Origin of the sequence: Acetobacter sp. AC2005 (assembly GCF_037901235.1) — a bacterium.
GTDB lineage: Bacteria > Pseudomonadota > Alphaproteobacteria > Acetobacterales > Acetobacteraceae > Acetobacter > Acetobacter oryzoeni.
Genome location: NZ_CP149629.1, coordinates 1 through 17,119 on the forward strand (window position 1 = coordinate 1; position 17,119 = coordinate 17,119).

16 protein-coding genes are annotated in these 17,119 nt (G+C 51.4%); 12 read left to right on the top strand and 4 right to left on the bottom strand.

The window, feature by feature from the left end:
- Positions 1–251: 251 nt before the first annotated feature.
- From QQM41_RS15265 to QQM41_RS15320, 12 genes are all read left to right on the top strand, one after another.
- Positions 252–710 (top strand): DotD/TraH family lipoprotein, encoded by a 459-nt coding sequence (locus QQM41_RS15265; protein ID WP_339078170.1) that lies wholly within the window; start codon positions 252–254, stop codon positions 708–710.
- Positions 703–1,737, top strand: a complete 1,035-nt coding sequence (locus QQM41_RS15270; protein ID WP_124306692.1) for a type IV secretory system conjugative DNA transfer family protein — start codon at positions 703–705, stop codon at positions 1,735–1,737. Before QQM41_RS15265 ends, QQM41_RS15270 begins: the two co-directional genes overlap by 8 nt.
- Positions 1,734–2,900, top strand: a complete 1,167-nt coding sequence (locus QQM41_RS15275) for a type IV pilus twitching motility protein PilT (RefSeq protein WP_012813304.1) — start codon at positions 1,734–1,736, stop codon at positions 2,898–2,900. The genes QQM41_RS15270 and QQM41_RS15275 overlap by 4 nt, the downstream gene beginning before the upstream one ends.
- Positions 2,900–3,148: an IcmT/TraK family protein gene (gene icmT, locus QQM41_RS15280; protein WP_081273971.1), complete on the top strand. Its 249-nt coding sequence runs from the start codon at positions 2,900–2,902 to the stop codon at positions 3,146–3,148. Before QQM41_RS15275 ends, icmT begins: the two co-directional genes overlap by 1 nt.
- Complete coding sequence (locus QQM41_RS15285; RefSeq protein ID WP_064776532.1) at positions 3,145–3,579, top strand: hypothetical protein; 435 nt, start codon at positions 3,145–3,147, stop codon at positions 3,577–3,579. Before icmT ends, QQM41_RS15285 begins: the two co-directional genes overlap by 4 nt.
- On the top strand, positions 3,579–4,094 hold the full coding sequence (locus QQM41_RS15290) for a lytic transglycosylase domain-containing protein (RefSeq protein ID WP_012813302.1): 516 nt from the start codon (positions 3,579–3,581) through the stop codon (positions 4,092–4,094). The genes QQM41_RS15285 and QQM41_RS15290 overlap by 1 nt, the downstream gene beginning before the upstream one ends.
- Positions 4,091–5,239 carry a hypothetical protein gene (locus QQM41_RS15295; RefSeq protein ID WP_339078171.1) on the top strand — a complete coding sequence of 383 codons (1,149 nt, stop codon included), beginning with the start codon at positions 4,091–4,093 and terminating at the stop codon, positions 5,237–5,239. Before QQM41_RS15290 ends, QQM41_RS15295 begins: the two co-directional genes overlap by 4 nt.
- Positions 5,240–5,251: 12 nt before the next feature.
- On the top strand, positions 5,252–5,884 hold the full coding sequence (locus QQM41_RS15300) for a hypothetical protein (protein ID WP_042788865.1): 633 nt from the start codon (positions 5,252–5,254) through the stop codon (positions 5,882–5,884).
- Positions 5,885–5,887: 3 nt separating this feature from the next.
- A complete protein-coding gene (locus tag QQM41_RS15305; protein ID WP_231111233.1) occupies positions 5,888–8,239 on the top strand; it encodes a type IV secretory system conjugative DNA transfer family protein in 2,352 nt (783 codons plus the stop codon).
- Complete coding sequence (locus tag QQM41_RS15310) at positions 8,236–9,528, top strand: DUF1173 family protein (RefSeq protein WP_339078172.1); 1,293 nt, start codon at positions 8,236–8,238, stop codon at positions 9,526–9,528. Before QQM41_RS15305 ends, QQM41_RS15310 begins: the two co-directional genes overlap by 4 nt.
- A gap of 466 nt (positions 9,529–9,994) precedes the next feature.
- A complete protein-coding gene (locus tag QQM41_RS15315; protein WP_124306962.1) occupies positions 9,995–11,110 on the top strand; it encodes a WD40 repeat domain-containing protein in 1,116 nt (371 codons plus the stop codon).
- Positions 11,111–11,155: 45 nt separating this feature from the next.
- Positions 11,156–12,619 carry a cobyric acid synthase gene (locus QQM41_RS15320; protein WP_339078173.1) on the top strand — a complete coding sequence of 488 codons (1,464 nt, stop codon included), beginning with the start codon at positions 11,156–11,158 and terminating at the stop codon, positions 12,617–12,619.
- Positions 12,620–12,848: 229 nt separating this feature from the next.
- Here QQM41_RS15320 and mobF read toward each other — a convergent pair whose 3' ends face one another.
- From mobF to QQM41_RS15340, 4 genes are all read right to left on the bottom strand, one after another.
- Positions 12,849–16,055: a MobF family relaxase gene (gene mobF / locus QQM41_RS15325; protein ID WP_339078312.1), complete on the bottom strand. Its 3,207-nt coding sequence runs from the start codon at positions 16,053–16,055 to the stop codon at positions 12,849–12,851.
- A complete protein-coding gene (locus tag QQM41_RS15330; RefSeq protein WP_012813124.1) occupies positions 16,052–16,360 on the bottom strand; it encodes a hypothetical protein in 309 nt (102 codons plus the stop codon). The genes mobF and QQM41_RS15330 overlap by 4 nt, the downstream gene beginning before the upstream one ends.
- A gap of 85 nt (positions 16,361–16,445) precedes the next feature.
- Entirely contained in the window at positions 16,446–16,637 is a 192-nt protein-coding gene (locus QQM41_RS15335; RefSeq protein ID WP_231111234.1) for a WGR domain-containing protein, read from the bottom strand.
- Positions 16,638–16,756: 119 nt separating this feature from the next.
- On the bottom strand, positions 16,757–17,035 hold the full coding sequence (locus QQM41_RS15340) for an HU family DNA-binding protein (protein WP_339078313.1): 279 nt from the start codon (positions 17,033–17,035) through the stop codon (positions 16,757–16,759).
- Positions 17,036–17,119: the final 84 nt, after the last annotated feature.

Below are 17,119 nucleotides of genomic sequence, written 5' to 3' on the forward strand. Positions count from 1 at the left end.
GCGCCGCAGATCCCGTGGCAGTGTCTTACCCCTCGGCCGAACAGCCTCAATTAGAGGTTCACAGAACGACCATGTCTTGTCTGTAAAAGTGACTGTTCCGTCTCCTCCTTCCATCTATAAAAGATAGAAAGAATTTTAAGTGCTAACAGGCTCTAACGCCTTTTTTTGCGGGATTAAATCCTCTGGAACCCATTTTTTTTAAACTGGTCGCATCATGAAGGCTCACTCTGTTTTCATAAACGGAGTTGACCATGAAAAAGACCTCCTTTCTATTCGCAACACTCACTATCGGGCTTACAGCCTGTTCAGGGCACATAAAATCCGGCCTTATTGAAACGACCGGCATGCCCAATCCGGAATTGGCGCTGCAACGCTCCATTTCGAGTACCACTGCGGATCTGCGTGAACTGGGTACGATTCATGCCGCACCATCTGTCCCCGTCGCAGACCAGTCCAGCACTCCTGATGATATCAATCGTCGGATATGGTTTGTCTGGAAAGGTCCACTGAATGCTGGTGTCCGTAAGCTCGGCAAGGAAATCGGTTACACTGTAACCGTATTTGGCAAAAGCCATGATATTCCTGTCCAAACAAACAGTGTAGCTGCCGTTCTCGATATTCTCCGATCATTCGGTGATCAGGCCGGTGATGCGGCCACAGTTCAGGTCGATCCTTTCCATCATCAGATTGCGGTGGTCTATCATGCGTAAGACTATCCACTACACGCTTATGGCCTGCACGATGCTGGCAACCTTCGTTCGGCCCGGTCTTGCTGAGGAGGCACCGCATATCGACGGACGCCTTATTCCTTTCAAGACAAGCGCACCACCTCCAGCTCCCAATGGCACTCTTGTTCCAATGCCTCAGCCCCCAGAACCAGCGGCCGACGACATTGAACAGGCTGAGCCGGCATTGGCTAATCCGACCAACAAGCCGATTACTGGTGCTCAGGAACTCGACAAGATTGTTGGAGGTGATCGGCCACTGTCTCTTGAAGCCCTGCAAAACACGCGCCCCAATGATGAAGGATCTGACGGCTTAAAACCCGGACGCAAGGAGGCGTTGCAGGAAGCGGCTCACATCTATGGCGCTCAGGGTGGGCTTGCAGCACGAAGTTTCGCCATCAATGAAATGCTGCGCCGCTATGAAGATACACTGGATGCGACATTTGATTTTCGCTCCCTTGTCCTGCCCATCGGGAGCGGTCAGACGCTTATGCAGCCCCCAATCGTCACCGAGGCCCAGATGGCATTCGCCCTCAACGGCACTGGTCAGGTCGCGCATGAAACTCAATGTGTTTTTGAAATTACCCGAGAAGCACAGCTGACATCAGCTCCGCCCAACTGGCGAACCTATCTGGTCAGATCATGGCGCAAGCCACAACATCCTGCCGCAGCCGCTCTTCCCATGAACAGAAAGGAAGTGGGATACTGGAACGACTGGGTTGCGGAAGGCTGGGCTGCCGGAGAAAAGCAGGCCACGGAGATTTTTCTCTCCGACCTGTCCCGCCTTCAGCGCGATATCGTAGGCATGGCCCGCTATCGGGTTCTTCTGGCCAACGGCAGAGTTGAAGAACCCCATGTGGTGTTTGAACAGAAGGCATCGGTCGGTGGCGGCGACACCCTGCATGTTGGGGATCGTGTTGTGCGCATCACCAGCCAACCTGGTCTTCGCGGGCTACGTCGTGATCGTGGATATGGCTTCTCTGCCCCTCTTTACCCGGAGCGCTGCCGATGAACGTCATCATTACTCCCCCGGAAGAACGCGAAACCTGGGAAAACGAAGGGCGTTCCGGCTACACATGGGTGGTTGAACGCCGCAAATATGCGCCAGGACTGGATGACCTTCTGAAATGGGCCTACCGGCTGGGCGCCTCCCGTATCGATTTCAAGACAGGCCATCCCGTCACCATTCTGGTGCATGGGAAAGTTCGCTGTGCGACACGTGGCGCGACAGATGACTTCGCAATTGCCGACGTTGTCAGCCATATGTATGCGCAGGACGGGATGTCCATGCTCGCCATCTACCATGATCTGGATAGCGCATATTCCGTTTCACTCAACCGGCGAGAAACCCTGCGTTTTCGAGTGAACTTCACCCCGTGCGAAGTCATGCGTGGACAGGGTGTGAACATCGTCATGCGCCCTATTCCTTCCCGACCGCCCAGTCTAGCTTCTCAGAATGTCGAACCTGAAGTTTTGGCCAGCAACGACATTCCGTCGGGCATGAAACTCATCGGTGGCGCAACCGGGCAAGGAAAGTCATCTCTCACCTTTGCTTTGGCCGAAGAAAAAGTCATGCGGCCTGATGCAAACTGCAACATTGCAACCGGAGAATCTCCAGTCGAATTCCTGATGGACTATATCCGGTCTCCCACGGGATCAAAAATCACCCAGACCGAGATCCGGCCGCCCCACATGACGTTTGCGAAATTCGTGCGCGGAACGACCCGTCGGGAGATGACAGAACTGATTGTCGGTGAGTGCCGCGATCACGAGACCATGGATGCCGCGATCAACTGCGCGATCACCGGAAGCATTTTGGGCACAACAATCCATGCAGACAATGTGGGTCTCATGATGCAACGGGCTGTCTCACTCTGTGCCCGTGAAGAACGTGACAATCTTGTCTCCGCTCTGGCCCAATCAATGCGCTTCTGTCTGAACCAGCGTCTTCTCCCACGCAAAGGAGGAGGTCGTGTGGCGATCCGCGAATTCCTGACCTTTGACCGCGACCTGCGCTTCAGGCTGATGCGCACCGATCCACAATGCTGGCCCGAGTTCATCAATGATGTCTTGAAAACGGATGGCCAAAGCTATGCGCGTGCCATCGATGCCCGCCTCGAACAGGGCCTGATCACCGAAGAAACCGCACTCATGGCAAAAAGGAGAGATGATTGATGTGGCGCGGAACAGGCTTACCCGTAAAGTTTCTTATTCTGGACGCCAGAAGCTGTCTGCCCATTTTGCTGGCAGTTGTTCACTGGAGTTGGACAACATTGATCATCGGAGTGCTGGGCACAGCCTTTTTTGGCACCATTTCGTTTTTTGGGCTCACCTTGCCTGCTGCACTGCGGACGGCGCGCCGCTGGCTCATTGGCAGGAGACGCACGGCAGTCCCGACATGGAAGCGACGGAGATACTCATGAACATATCTGCTTCCATCGTGCGGGTTGATGATGTCGCACATGGTGTCCTTACCCTTCTGTCAGAAATTGAACGTCCAGCCATTGTGGTCGATCGTGCTACCGGACAAGAGGCCTCGGTCAGTCACGAGGAAATCGCCCGTGCCGATGGTTATCTTCCTGTCATCGTCGTGGCAGCCGAAGCGCTCTGGTTTGACCTGACAGGCACCGGTTTTGCGCTGGATGTGCGCGAAAATGCTGAGGCCACACTGGGCTACTCTCTCCACGGCATACGGGCCGGATCATGGTCTGTACTGATGCTGTGCATCATAGACCTTTTCGAAACACTTGCCCTGAACGAAGAGACGCTGCGTCTGAACGATCTAGTCGAGCTCTGGGGCAACGCCCGATCCCGTCTACAGACTGTTCCCGTACCACTTCAGGAGGCAAGCTGATGAAAAGCCTCTCGCTTCTTACCGCCACATTTCTGGCACTCGGACTTACGCGCATCTCGCACGCCCAGACAGCACAGGACGATGCCTTTGTGCAGGGACAACGTGTACAGGCCTGTCTCACGGCTGCAGCATCCAATGCGCGCGTGCCTGCTGGCGTTCTCCTCGTTCTGCTTTATGTCGAAAACGGGCGTCCAGGGATGGTGAGCACCAATTCCAATGGCACGGTGGATCTGGGGCCCATGCAGGTCAATTCGACCTGGGTTCGCAAGGTCGCAGCGCATTGGCACAGCACGCCGCTCCGTACCTACACGGCATTACGAGACAATGTTTGCGCCAATATCGAGGCTGGAAGCTGGATCCTGGGACAGGCTCTGTCCGAGACGCATGGAGATCTCTGGCAGGCTGTCGCCTATTACCACTCACATACCCCACGTTACGGAGAAGCGTATCTCAGACGTTTCTACCACATCGCAACGGATATGATGGTACGTGCCCGCAAAGGACGTGCGTCATGAGCAGCAGTAGCACTCCCTGGTCATCCAGCGATGACTATGCCCTGTTCTCCATCATTGCCATTATTGTTGGCGGAGCCGGACTTTCCTACATGGTGTGGTCCAACTGGCACGCCGAGATCTCCCTGCTGTATATCCGAGCACTCGTCTGGCAGATTGACTTCCTGCACCTGCATTCACAGCCGATCGTTCAGTTACGCCAGCAGCTCGTAACAGCCTCGTGGTCGCCAGAGCATGTGCGGGCCATTCAACTCTGGTACGGTTTGATGATACTGGGCAGCGCATTGCGCTGGCCTGTTGCCATCATCATTGCTGCGCTGGGGATCACATGCATCTTCAGAGCAACGCCTGGTCGCTTCGCTAAAGCCCTTGACCTTGAGGGACTGATTGAAGTCCAGGCCCGTATGTTTCCGACACTGCGTGGTTTCGCCGAGCGGCGCCTGACCAAATTGGTGGCTCCAGCCCAAGGAATGCCCCGCCCTGCGGATCCTGCGCTTCACGCCCATGAATGGCGGGCTCGGTTCGCTACAGATCGGAACGGTCATTTCAGCGAGGCAGGCGCCATTTCGGCGTTTACGGCGCAACTTGGCAGGCACTGGACCGGACTTGACGCGGCCACGCCCGTTGAACGCGTTCTGTTCGCTGCCTTCATCGCTCATCATAGCCAGGAACGGGCTGAGGCGATGGATCTGCTTGGTCGGCTATCCGAAAGTCTGCGCAAGGCCGGACTGGATGGACCAGAGGGTCCCAAATCAGCCCTTTCTGTTCCCAGCGAAATTATCTCCATTGCCGACGAAAAGCTGAGTGTTCCCGGTGTAAGTGCGAAAATCGATACGATTTGCGCTCGCAATGGATGGACCACGACTGCGCTTATGACCCTTCTGACCGAAGCACGGCGCAAGGCAGGCGTTCTGGCGCCACCAGCCTTTGCAATCGTCAAGCTGATAGATCGATCTCTCTGGTACGCTCTGCATTCACTGGGTTTCCCTCACGAGCGGCCTGAGGAAGACGTCCACCCCAATCCCCGTGTTGAAGCAGCCGGTGCACGTGCCCACTGGGAAGCCGAACGCAAGGCACGTCGCCCGATCTACACGCCAACCGTTTCGGTTGCTGTCGCAACACTCCAGAAAAATTCAGATCAGAGCTGAAGGACAACCAAGATGACCACGATCACCATTGAAACCGAAGGTCAGCCCCCTATCGTCATCACCGTTGGACACTCCAACACCATGACTGTCAGCAAAAAGGATTATCTGACACACCCTCAGCCCCATCCTCTTTCTCCGCCAGCCCATGCCTTACCGTCCATGTCCCCAACTGCTGCGTCACCATCTGGATGGAAAAACTGCCTCAGAAACTATGCGCCAGGTGTCGCGCTCGGGGTCATTGCTGCCATTGTGATCATCGGTTCCCGACCAGCACAGATACCTACGCCCATGATGCAGGATCCCGGAAATACGATACCCCAGCAACCCATGCTACCGCCGCTCTCCGGTGGGCCGATCGGGGCCTCATCTCCCTCAGGCGGGTACGGTCCAGACGGTCAAGAAGGACCGCGAAGCGTTAACGAAACCGTCAGAGATACGCAACGGGCAATAGCATCAGACCGTATAGGGCTTCCCCAACAAAGACCTGATGGAACAGGCCCAACTGGAGCCGGGCTGAATCAAGGGGGTGCCCCAACAGCTGGCGTTGCACCGACCATAAAAGGCGCGCCAGTCGTGGGTCTGCCCCAACCCGGCTCATCTGACACCAGTTCCAAAAGCAACTCTCCGTTCGGTCTGGAGCCCTGATCGATGGTGAAACGTCAGATTGGTGGTCCACTTGGCCATCAACAAATCAAGCGGGGTGCGACCTACCGTGATACCCGCCCGCTGTTCGAGCGTTTTACAGCGGAAATGCGGACATCCTCGTCAGGCTTTGTGCTCCTGATTGTGGCCGGGCTGAGTTGGTTTATCCCCGCCCTGGTCGGTCTCACCCTTCCTCTAGCTCTTCTCCTGACGTGTTGGGTTGTTACCCGCAAGCCGTTGCTTCCTTTTCATCTGCCGCGATATTCAGAACTTCCTGATGCACATGATCTCGATCCCAGCACACGCAAACCCAAGAAAGCGGGCGGGATCATCTATCTGGGCACTGATGCGCATACAGGCCAGCAACTCTGGTTCTCCTCTGATGCCGGCCGCCAGCATGCCGCCATGCCAGGAACAACAGGGGCCGGCAAAACAACCTCGGCGCTCTCCCTGATGGCCAATCCCCTCTCTCATGGGTCTGGGTTTCTGCTGATAGATGGGAAAGGCGACAATACGGTCTATGGTGATGTCGCAGCACTCCTCAGACGCTTCGGGCTGGATGATCAACTCCTGACCCTCAATCTTCTGACCGCCAGCTCCATCCGGGAATCAAATACGTTTAATCCGTTTGCGACAGGCAATGCTGACGCCATCCGCGAAATGCTGGTCAGTCAGTTGGGTGAACCTGTTTCCAACGATGCCAACGGCGTCTTCCGCGACCGTGCCGTCAATCTGATCGGAACACTGACGCCTGCATTGGTCTGGATGCGCGATCGGCATGGTATCTCCATCAACATTGAAACCATCCGTTTCGCAACGGAATTGCGTTGGCTGGCAACCTTGGCCCGACACAAGATCTTCCTTGTCCGCAGCCCCGGTCAGCCACAGCCCATCAAGATCCCGGTTCCAGACATTCCTGATGATGTACTCTATCCTTTTCAGGCCTATCTGGGTGAGCTTCCCGGCTACGATATCGGGCTGGAATGGAATCAGCAGAAAGAAAGCCGTCCTTCTGAGCAACATGGCTTTGCGACCATGTATTTCTCCAAAATCTTCACCCAGTTCGCTGTTTCGCTTGGGCATATTTTCAAATGTGAAAACGGCGATATCGACATGCGTGATGTGGTGCTCAACCGTCGTGTTCTGGTCGTGATCCTGCCGTCACTGGAGAACTCTTCTGACACGCTGGCAGGACTGGGGAAGATCATCGTAGCATCAGTGCGGGCTGTTATGGCTCAACTCCTTGGTGCCCGCCTCAATGGTCCTGCTTCCGAGATCTTCAAACTCAAGGCCGGATCAGGGGATGCGCCTTACCAGTTTTTCTTCGACGAACTGAGTGCCTACGCCACAGATGGCATGGACCGGATGCTCGCTATGGGACGCGGCCTGAACTGCATGTTCTGGTTGGGATTTCAGGATCTGCCGGGCCTGACCAGCCGGATTGGAGATAAGGCATTTACGCTTTTGGGAAATGCCAATCTGACCCATGCCATGCGTCTGCAGGACGCCATGAGGACGCGCGAGTGGATCGAAAAGCAGGCAGACCGTGTGGAAGTCACACAAGCCACTCACTATGAGGGCAATTCGGCAGGCAGTTATCGCGAAGGTCGCGGTGCAGAAATCCGCGAAGTCGCACGAATTCCATGGGCAGATCTACAATCCCTTATTGAAGGCGAGGCGATCACCATGTTTGGTGGCAAGGTCGTCCATTCCAAGACATTCTTCGCGGCCGTCAACGGACGAACAGGCGTCATCCGTACAGCGCAACCTGTTATGTTGTCCGCTCCGCTGGTGCTGGATGGCAGTGCACCGGACGATGAAACCCGAGCGGTGCTGGAAACCATCGAAAACGGCAGTTATCGTTCGGAGCTCCATGCGCCAGTAACGGAACCTGCCTTTGAGCGTCTGGTTGCAGAGGTCAAATCGGCAGGCAACACACCCGCAGCTATTGGAAGGAGATTTCCGATCATTGCGCAGGCGACTGTCGGTCTCTCCGTCGAAGCTATTCCAGGGAATGACAATACGTTGGTCAACTTCCCTTCTCGACGACCGGAAGAGGAAAGAACCCCCTTCTCGCTGATGCTGCGTGACGCGGCCATGAATCCAAAACCCGGCTATGAAAAAATTCCTTCTCCCCGCCCGCCCCTGGATGGTGTGCTTCTTGGGACACTGGACGCGATAGAACGCGCGATTGATCCACGCCCTGGCATCGCGCGTAAGCAGGCGCTGCTTCTGCTGGGTGTTTACGATCTCGTGAAGGATGCCCAAAAGCGATTTGAGGACGATATTCCGCAAACTATTGACCATACAGAACTAGCCCGTCAGATACACACACTTTCAAAAAGGCTCGTTGCATGAATGATATTGTTGTTCTCCCTGGTAGAGAGAAACTGTCTCTGGAATGGAAACAGACAGACCCAGAGCGATATCAGCGCCGACTCAAGGCAAAGCATGCTGACAATAGCAAAGCAGGTCCCGGAGAAAAGGCACATTGCCTGTGCGTCCATCAGGGACGTTATCTGGAGCTACAGATAAAACAACGTGGTGAAACGTATCATTTTGCATGCATGCAAAATACGGGGCCGTATCACCAGCCAACCTGTCCATTTTATAAACCAAACCCCGAAAAAAGCGGGCAGGCTGCTTATGTGGAAGGCGTAGTCAAAGAGGACACAGAGCATGAAGTCAGTGTTAAACTGATCAGTTCTTTGAAACGCAACAGTCCTGTGAATTCGCAAGCTCCGTCTTCCACGCCTGTAGGAACAAGATCTGGCGGCAAAACGCAGAGACGCATGACCACTCTTGGTTTGCTGCACCTCCTGTGGGAGCGTGCCGGCCTGCACTATTGGCGACCGCAGTTTAATGGACACCGAACTGATTCCAAAGCCCTCAGACGAGCCTACGCAACATCTCGAAACATCAAGATCCAACATGGCATCAGGCTGGATCAGGTACTGTGTCCAGTCGTATCAGATGATCGGAATATTTTGTACTCTACGCACAGGACAATTAGAAATCATTCAGAAAAATTAAGACTGTATGTGATTGGGCGTTTGAGCAGCGCTCAGGCTAATCCTTATGGCAAAGGACAGAATATCGAATTAGCTGGAATTCGTGACGGTTACCGTATGTTCATGACGATTTCACAATCGAGGTGGGAGCGAGTGGAAAGATCGTATCCACGAGAACTGGCAGAATTTTTTCGTAATGAGGAAGGGCTGTCCGTCTTTGGCTTGTTCCTCGTCACCATAGACCCGATAAAAAAGGGGAAATACACTAATTTCAGTACCGTTCAGGTTGATGATGCGGCTCTGATGACAACAACTGACCAACTCATTCCTGTCGAAAGCCGTTTCGAGGCAAAGATCGCAGATCTACTCGTCAATCAGAAACGGAGCTTCATTAAGCCTCTCCGCTTCGATGCGACAAGAGACCTTGTCCGGCCAGACTTCATTTTGACAGATGTCAGAGAAAGGGAGGGCTGTCCAATGGAAGTATTCGGGCGAACGGATGAAAAATATCTCGCACGTAAAGCTGAGAAAGAAAGCTACTACGTGCGAGTATTTGGTTCTGACAACTGGTGGTTATGGAATGCCGCAGACGGAGACCCCATACCATCATTACCAGATCTCGCTTTGAATCAATGAAGAAAACGATCAGCTGATGGCGTAGCATTGAGTCGTAGCGGGTTTTACCTTCGTGTTTTCGACATCACATCGAAAACGACCTTGATTTGTTTCAATGATATAAATCCCCCCAGTTATGTCCATCATCGCGGCCTCTACCCAGCCGTCTTTCAACAAGTCAAACATCGGCGTACTGACCAGTTTATTTTTCGTAGGAACTTTGGGTACTTCGGCAACAGTCTGATCGGCTAGTGCCTATGGTATCGTTGCAAACAGGAAAGAAGCCATAGCCAGTGTCACGGAAAGACTTTTTCTCAGTATGGATATACCTATCATAAGTTAAAATCCTCTAAAATTTTCCGTATTACTCCAGTCCTAAAGAAGAATGACGCAGTAATTTGACCAATTTGTGATCAGGATGAGAATACGCTTTGGTTCAACACTCTGTTAATATTTGAAATTACAAAGATGAAAAAGGATGCTTTGTATGAAAAATAATGCATTTATTCCTCCAGTAATTAAATCACGAGAATATCTTCTGTCAAAATTGAGGATACAAAAAAATAGTATTCCAATAACTAAAACGGGAACAACTTATAATCTAGCACAACAAACGAGGTGGCTCAGTAACGATAACTTTGCTGTTGGTCGTTGGGATGGCACTATGAGTATTTTTAATTATTCATCTGAGCCATTTACTGGCCCTAAACTGACAGCTGCAGTCAACTCTCCTTCTTCAGGAGGAGTACAAATGATAACCTACATTCCTCCCCGTATGATTGTCACATCAAACAATGACTCAAGTCTTTCAATATGGATCACGTCATCTGATGATTGGTCGGACTTAAAACTCGAAGACATCAAAACCTATGACAACTCGCTTGATGTCGCCACAAATGGTTCTTGGTTTCCGTGTGAATACGATAACGATACATCTACTTTAGTGGTAGGACATAATTCTGGCTTTCTATCCATATGGTCAGTGAATCATCACCATAAGGACATTCACTTCATTAAAAAAATAGATCTAAGAAACCCCAAACCTGTCAATCCTTTTGACTCTCATGCCATGTATGGAATGTGCATTCTCAAAGAAATAGGGCCAGATGCGAGGATTCTCTGTGGCTCAGATGATGGTTATATTTCTGTTGTTAACATTCACAGTGGAGATATATTATCCCAAACTATCTTCAACTCAGAAGCTCAAAGGGGAATAAATAGTGTCTCTGTCTCAGGAAATAAACTTCTCGTCGCCAACTGTTCGGTAGGTATTTACGATAAAAATCTTTGGTATTTTGATATTAATTTAGAAACAAATGAAATTTTTTATCAAGATAGCATGAACCTTCTCGTTGATAATAATAGGATTCAATCGTTTAATTTCGATGTAGAATGGGGAGAATATTCTGGAGGTCCGTGTTGGTTCGCTGGAACTGAGGAAGGCATCTTATGGATGGGAAGAGCCAACGCAAAACTTGATTTAGTTGGTTACGAAGCACTTTCAGAAAGTTCAATTGGAGCTGCATTAGCATTTATAAACAAACCAGGACGCCTTGCAGCTGCAATTCACAACATAGATCAATTTTCAACTGGTTCTCCCTAAATTAGCTATGAAGATTGAAATGATCAATCACAAGTTAGGATTTATATGGGCGCAATAATGTTTCAAGGCACAGGCTCAGATGTCGGAAAATCCGTAATTGTTGCGGGCATCTGCCGTGCCATTGCTAACCGCGGACTGAGTGTGCGCCCGTTCAAAGCCCAAAATATGTCTAACAATGCAGCCGTTACTTATGATGGCGGTGAAATAGGCCGTGCTCAGGCTACGCAGGCATTAGCATGTCGCACAGAACCAAGTATCGATATGAATCCCGTGTTGCTAAAACCCCAAACAGATCAGACAGCTCAACTTGTAGTGCATGGACAAATACGTGGTATACTTGGCGCTCATAACTTTCGTAATGGTCGCGGTGCATTACTCAATGACGTTATAGCAAGTTATCAACGTCTTCAGAAACAATGTGACATTGTTGTGGTGGAAGGGGCTGGCTCACCTGCTGAAATAAACTTGAGGGATGGCGACATTGCCAATATGGGTTTTGCACGCGCAGCTAATGTACCCGTTATCCTTTTGGGCGACGTTAATCGTGGAGGAGTTATTGCGTCTATTGTTGGCACACGAGCCATTATCGATCCTCATGATGCAGCACTAATTCAGGGCTTTGTAATTAACAAGTTTCGTGGCGACCTAAAATTATTCGAGGATGGATATCGTGATATCGAACGTCTGTCGAAATGGCCTGGCCTCGGTGTTATTCCCTGGCTAAGAGACTGTTCATTCTTGCCTAGCGAAGATGCTGTTGTTCTCGAAAAACACTCTACTGAATCCGCGCAGAAACTGCTTGTCGCATGTCCAATTACACCACGTATCTCCAATTTTGATGATCTAGATCCGCTTAGGCTCGAACCTGGGTTAGAATTAATCATGGTACCGCCGGGTCTTCCGATACCAAAAGAAGCCTCTCTAATCGTTCTCGCTGGCTCAAAAGCGACCATAAGTGACCTTGAAGCAATCCGACAGGAAGGTTGGGACATTGATATCTATGCGCATCATCGCCATGGGGGAATGATTCTGGGATTATGCGGGGGATATCAAATGCTTGGAAAACGTATAATTGATCCCTACGGTATTGAAGGGACTCCATCAGAAATCAATGGTTTAGGGTTATTAAATATTGAGACCGTTCTTAGAGAAAACAAAACACTGAGAAAAGTTAGTGGCCAATCTTTAGGGGCGCGGTGCGAAGGTTATGAAATGCATGTTGGAACTACCATAGGGCCGGATACGGTGAGGCCATTGGTACAATTTGATAATGGTCAGATTGATGGCGCGACTAGTACCGATGGATTAGTATCTGGCACATATTTGCATGGATTGTTCACAGATAGCGACCAACGTGCGGCGTGGCTTGCTCGCTTGGGTTTACCGAGTTCTTTCAAAAATTATTCTTCCTCGATAGATGAAGCACTTAATAATATCGCCGTAGAACTTGAACGGCACGTCAATATGAATGCTATCATTGATATCGCAAGATCATTTAATAGATCCTAGATTTTACTATTAACAACATATTATTATATTTTATAAAATATGTAATTTCTAACTATTACTGATATGTATTGGGATATAGATTGTATTTTAGAATAACAGAAGAAATTGGGCCTTTCTGGTTGATTCAATGAAAATCAACCAGTTCCAGTAAGAGCATTTTTGCTTCTATTATGCCATGTCGTTAGATGCTAATTATGACATCCACGCTCCACGTAGCTCGCTGCAAGATTCAAGACACGAAGGACGTTGACAACCCATTCGGCTTTATGTTCACGATCTGCACGTATTTGAGACGCAGATCCAGCTCCTTGCGGCTCATGACCTTAGGAGCCTTATCCAGTATCTTCTTCAGTTCCGCGTCCAGACGGCCAATGACATCACCATGTGCGACATCAATCTGACGCCCTCTGATAGCCATGAGGTTCTCTCGCCCAACATCACGTCCTTGAATGCGCGCCTGTTCCATTTTCCGGCCGATCTCAATGAGTTCACGTACCCGCTTGTCACGCGCTTTTCTCTTTCTATGAGGCAGATCCATTCCCAATGCCTTGTAGGGTTTATGCGCCATCTTCTTGGCAACATAATCCCACAACTGTTCACTGGTGATTGGCTCCTGATCACCCAGGGCGCGACCGTTCCTGACCGCTTCAAAAGTTGCACCATCAGATATCATCGTCCACGTTGTCCCTCGCGCACGACTTTCCGCAACATACGACGTAAATCCTGTTGCCAGATCGACACCACGCGGCATGGCATTGATATGCTCATCAGAGGTCAGCCCCTGAGCGGCATCAATTGTCATGGCATGACCAAATCCCAACAAAACGCGATGAGAGCGTGGATCTGATAGACGGCGCCATTCCACTTGTGCTTCCTGCCCATCCGCCAACCTCAGTTTCAGACCGGCGTCTGAAGCGTTAATAACCTCACAAATGTCACCGTTATTACCCACCCAGCTCAGTTTATCGCCCACTCGACCCCAGACACGACGGTAAAGGCGCACTTTATCTCCAGCAGCCAAAGCCATGTCATACTCTTCGCCACGTTGATCTATGGCTTTGATGATCTTTTCGTCCGCACCGATCTCACCGCGCTTTTGCAGTACCTGACGTACCGCAAGACTGAGATCAGCAGCATCCTTGTTCGTCAGCGCTGACATGGTGATCGTCTTGAATGATCCATCAGCCTTAGGGCCTTCGGCCTTCAGGGCATCTCTACAAGAAACATAATGTTGAGCGATGGTCTCCAGAACATTCTGATGGTCTCCGGTGACTAAACTGATGCTGCCGTCCTGGCGCTTCATCTCGATGGCCTGCCTGACCTCCTCGGTATGAAAACGGTTTCTGATGTCATCGTCACGATCCGCATCAGTCTCAGCGGCGACGGCTTTGCCCTTGGTCTCAAGCGCTTTTAGCTGCTCATCACTAGGCTCTTCACCACGAAAGAGCGCTGCAATTTCACGATTGCGCTTTGTTTTCTGACGTACGGTTGAAAGCAACTCGGCCTGATCTTCTGGCTCCAGCACCCGCTTGATGATCTCCAGAGCATCACCGGCCTCGATAGCCTGTGCCTGTTCTCTGTCACCCATCATACGTAAGGTCAGTCCCGTATCACGTTGCAGCTCCAGAAGCCTCAACATCTGACGCGGTGCCACCTGCCCTACTTCATCAAGGGCTATGACGGTATGCTCATCCAACTTGAGGTCGCCCCGATCAATACGGGCCAGAAAAGGAGAAAGGGCATATGTTTCCTCAATACCTGCGTCTTTCATAGCATCAGCCTGACGCCACGCATTGGACACGCCAATTATACGCCTTCCTGATGGGTTTCCCTGAGTATCATTGCGCCACGCATCCACCAGTGGCTTCAGCAGGGTGGTCTTCCCTGCTCCGGCCACACCCGTAAGCATGGCAATCCTGCCGCTTTGACCCAAAGTGAGCACAGCCTGACGCTGTGCATGGCCATGTTCCGAGGTAAAGTCCAGCCCTGAGCGCGCAATGGCAGCCTCAATGGCTTCCTTTCCGAGAGCCCCACTCCTGTCAGCCGCGGCACGAGCAATATGGATGGCCAGATCTTCCTCCAGTCTGATCTGCTCGGTATGTGTGACCCGTTCGCGGTCGCCCTTCATCTTGATAACAAGCTGCACTTTCTGGCCACGCACTTCGATCCCGCGCTTTTCCGTCAAGTCAACGACGTCATCTATATCAGAAATTCCACCTTCAATACCTGTCGCTATGAGCCCTCGCGCGGCATAGGTTCGGAGTTTCTGATGATCTATGACCGCAGCCGTCTCAAATTCCTTTTCCAGATGTCTGGCAACAAAACGCCATGCCTGATCAAGTCGTTGCTGTCGATCTAAGCCCGGATCAATCTCTGGACCCATCAGGCTTTGCTCAACCCAACCAAGCTCCTTCGCCTGCCGCTTCCAAATATCGTGGTCGTCAGCGTCCAGATCCTTACCCAATCGGGCGGCTAATCCTGCCATGGAAAGCATTTTCTGCTTCCGCTCGATGGACAGTTTATCCCATTCCAGCCCCTGTTCAGAGGCATAGGACTGAGCGGCTTTCAGGACGTTGCGGCGACCTTTGCTGAAAAAATCGGAAATTTCCTGTGGCACCGCTGAGACGACGGTTGCCTGTTCATTGGCGTCATACGTCTGGGCAATACCAATTTTACGCAATTCCTGGGCAAGAATAGCCTGGAAGTAAGCACCAAACTCGTGGACACGAGATCGGAGCTGTTTTGTATCCAAGGATCCAACATGACCGTCATCTGTGACAACCATATTGAACATCGTGTTATGAAAATGAGCATGAGGATCACCACCGGTCGGCATATCAATCAGGTAGGTCTGATTGCTCTCGGGGTCTAACGCCTCGACTGTTGGTCTTGCTGTGGTATGGCGGTAAGTTACCCACGCAACATGTCCTTCTTCGGCACCGTCCTTCCCTCCCCGGCCCCGTCTGGCTAGCCCCAGTTCACGGGCGACATAACGCATAGTCTCGTCGTTCGCGACCTGCATGGCATGCCAGATAGCGGCACGCTCTGCGTCTGTTTCCGCAAACTCTGCAGCCAGAGTTACAGACTTATGAGGGGCCAATGTCAGATCATATGCGCTGATTTTACGCTGGTGTGCTGACCATTCCTCCCCATTATCGGCCCGTCTAGCTTCATAGAGATGGGAAAGCTGCTCTCGGGTTGGTGGCTTGAAACGGTCAATGCCTAGGGCCTCAGCCGCACGCCACGACATATCCGGACGCCATGATGCACGCCCGTCGCGGCCTGTATAATAATTTGTCAGACGTGCGCCATCGCTATCTGGTGCTTTGGTCGGATCCAAACGAAAATCAATATCAGGATCAGGAATGTCCTGCAGGTAATAGTTCGAGATAACCTGACCTCTACAGCCCGCAGAGATTTTCCGGAATGTCATCATTCTTCGGGGACCTCATCCGCATTTGTATCCGGGGGTGTGCGAGATGAACGTCCTTCAAGAAGATCCAGAGCCGTGCCTGTAGTGTGGTCAATGCGACGCAGAACGGGCCTTTGATCGGCAATCAAGGTGACAATGCGTGCGAGCAGGTCATCCAGAGTTGGGCCTTCCCGCTCTTCTGGGGTCAGTAATTCGAGAATAAGTGTCTGGCGTTGATGAAGTGCGCGAAGTGATTCATGGATTGCATCAAACTGCTCATCCACATGAGCACGCCACGCGGCATGGGTGGGTTCGTCAGAGCCTGTCATTCCAGTATGTCCTGTTCCTCAAAACGGATGAACAGGATCATCAATGATCATGCGACGAAAAAGGATGGATAGAAAAAGACGACGTTCAAGGTCTAACGATATAACCGCGCTTGAGTTTTTTCCGGAATATAACCGCAAGCTGATTGGCTGCGGCTCCGGCATCTGGGAAAAGGTCATGTCTTACCTTTCCAGGTGCCCCTATCCTGCCCCATCGGCGGATAAGCAACGCGCCACCGAACAAATCCTGTTGGATGGATAGATCATAATAGCGCCACATGTTGCAAGGTGGGGATATGCGCACCAGAGAAACGGCGTCCGGAAAAAGAGGAAGTTGCAGGAACTCTCCATCTGACAACACCAGATCATTCCGCCGCTTCTGTGGTGCCACGGATGGTCTTATTTTCCCGTCAGAGCATCCTTGACGACCTTTGCTGGCGTAAAGGCGAGTTTACGGGATGCAGGAATCACCAGATCAGCGCCCGTTTGCGGATTACGCCCTTTGCGCTCGGCAGTGTGGCGCACAACAAATTTTCCAAAGCCAGGAATGGTTGTTTCTTCGCCTTTGCTGGCAGCCTCAGTGATCGCAGCAAAAACGGTTTCCAAAACCGCTTTTGCATCCTTCTTCTGAATATCCGTTGTAGCAACAATACGTTCAATCAAGTCCTGGCTGTTCATCTGATGTCCCAACATGAGTAATGGTGGACTGGAAGATAGTAGATTTAACAACCTGACTACAAGAGCTTACCTTCCAGTCTCACG

Bases quoted from the DNA above. Each gene is read 5' to 3' on its own strand.
- QQM41_RS15275 (WP_012813304.1), top strand. From the start codon at position 1,734: ATGAACGTCATCATTACTCCCCCGGAAGAACGCGAAACCTGGGAAAAC.
- QQM41_RS15330 (WP_012813124.1), bottom strand. From the start codon at position 16,360: ATGACAGGCTCTGACGAACCCACCCATGCCGCGTGGCGTGCTCATGTG.
- QQM41_RS15265 (WP_339078170.1), top strand. From the start codon at position 252: ATGAAAAAGACCTCCTTTCTATTCGCAACACTCACTATCGGGCTTACA.
- mobF (WP_339078312.1), bottom strand. From the start codon at position 16,055: ATGATGACATTCCGGAAAATCTCTGCGGGCTGTAGAGGTCAGGTTATC.
- QQM41_RS15295 (WP_339078171.1), top strand. From the start codon at position 4,091: ATGAGCAGCAGTAGCACTCCCTGGTCATCCAGCGATGACTATGCCCTG.
- QQM41_RS15290 (WP_012813302.1), top strand. From the start codon at position 3,579: ATGAAAAGCCTCTCGCTTCTTACCGCCACATTTCTGGCACTCGGACTT.
- QQM41_RS15300 (WP_042788865.1), top strand. From the start codon at position 5,252: ATGACCACGATCACCATTGAAACCGAAGGTCAGCCCCCTATCGTCATC.
- QQM41_RS15335 (WP_231111234.1), bottom strand. From the start codon at position 16,637: ATGTGGCGCTATTATGATCTATCCATCCAACAGGATTTGTTCGGTGGC.
- QQM41_RS15340 (WP_339078313.1), bottom strand. From the start codon at position 17,035: ATGAACAGCCAGGACTTGATTGAACGTATTGTTGCTACAACGGATATT.
- QQM41_RS15305 (WP_231111233.1), top strand. From the start codon at position 5,888: ATGGTGAAACGTCAGATTGGTGGTCCACTTGGCCATCAACAAATCAAG.
- icmT (WP_081273971.1), top strand. From the start codon at position 2,900: ATGTGGCGCGGAACAGGCTTACCCGTAAAGTTTCTTATTCTGGACGCC.
- QQM41_RS15320 (WP_339078173.1), top strand. From the start codon at position 11,156: ATGGGCGCAATAATGTTTCAAGGCACAGGCTCAGATGTCGGAAAATCC.
- QQM41_RS15270 (WP_124306692.1), top strand. From the start codon at position 703: ATGCGTAAGACTATCCACTACACGCTTATGGCCTGCACGATGCTGGCA.
- QQM41_RS15310 (WP_339078172.1), top strand. From the start codon at position 8,236: ATGAATGATATTGTTGTTCTCCCTGGTAGAGAGAAACTGTCTCTGGAA.
- QQM41_RS15315 (WP_124306962.1), top strand. From the start codon at position 9,995: ATGAAAAATAATGCATTTATTCCTCCAGTAATTAAATCACGAGAATAT.
- QQM41_RS15285 (WP_064776532.1), top strand. From the start codon at position 3,145: ATGAACATATCTGCTTCCATCGTGCGGGTTGATGATGTCGCACATGGT.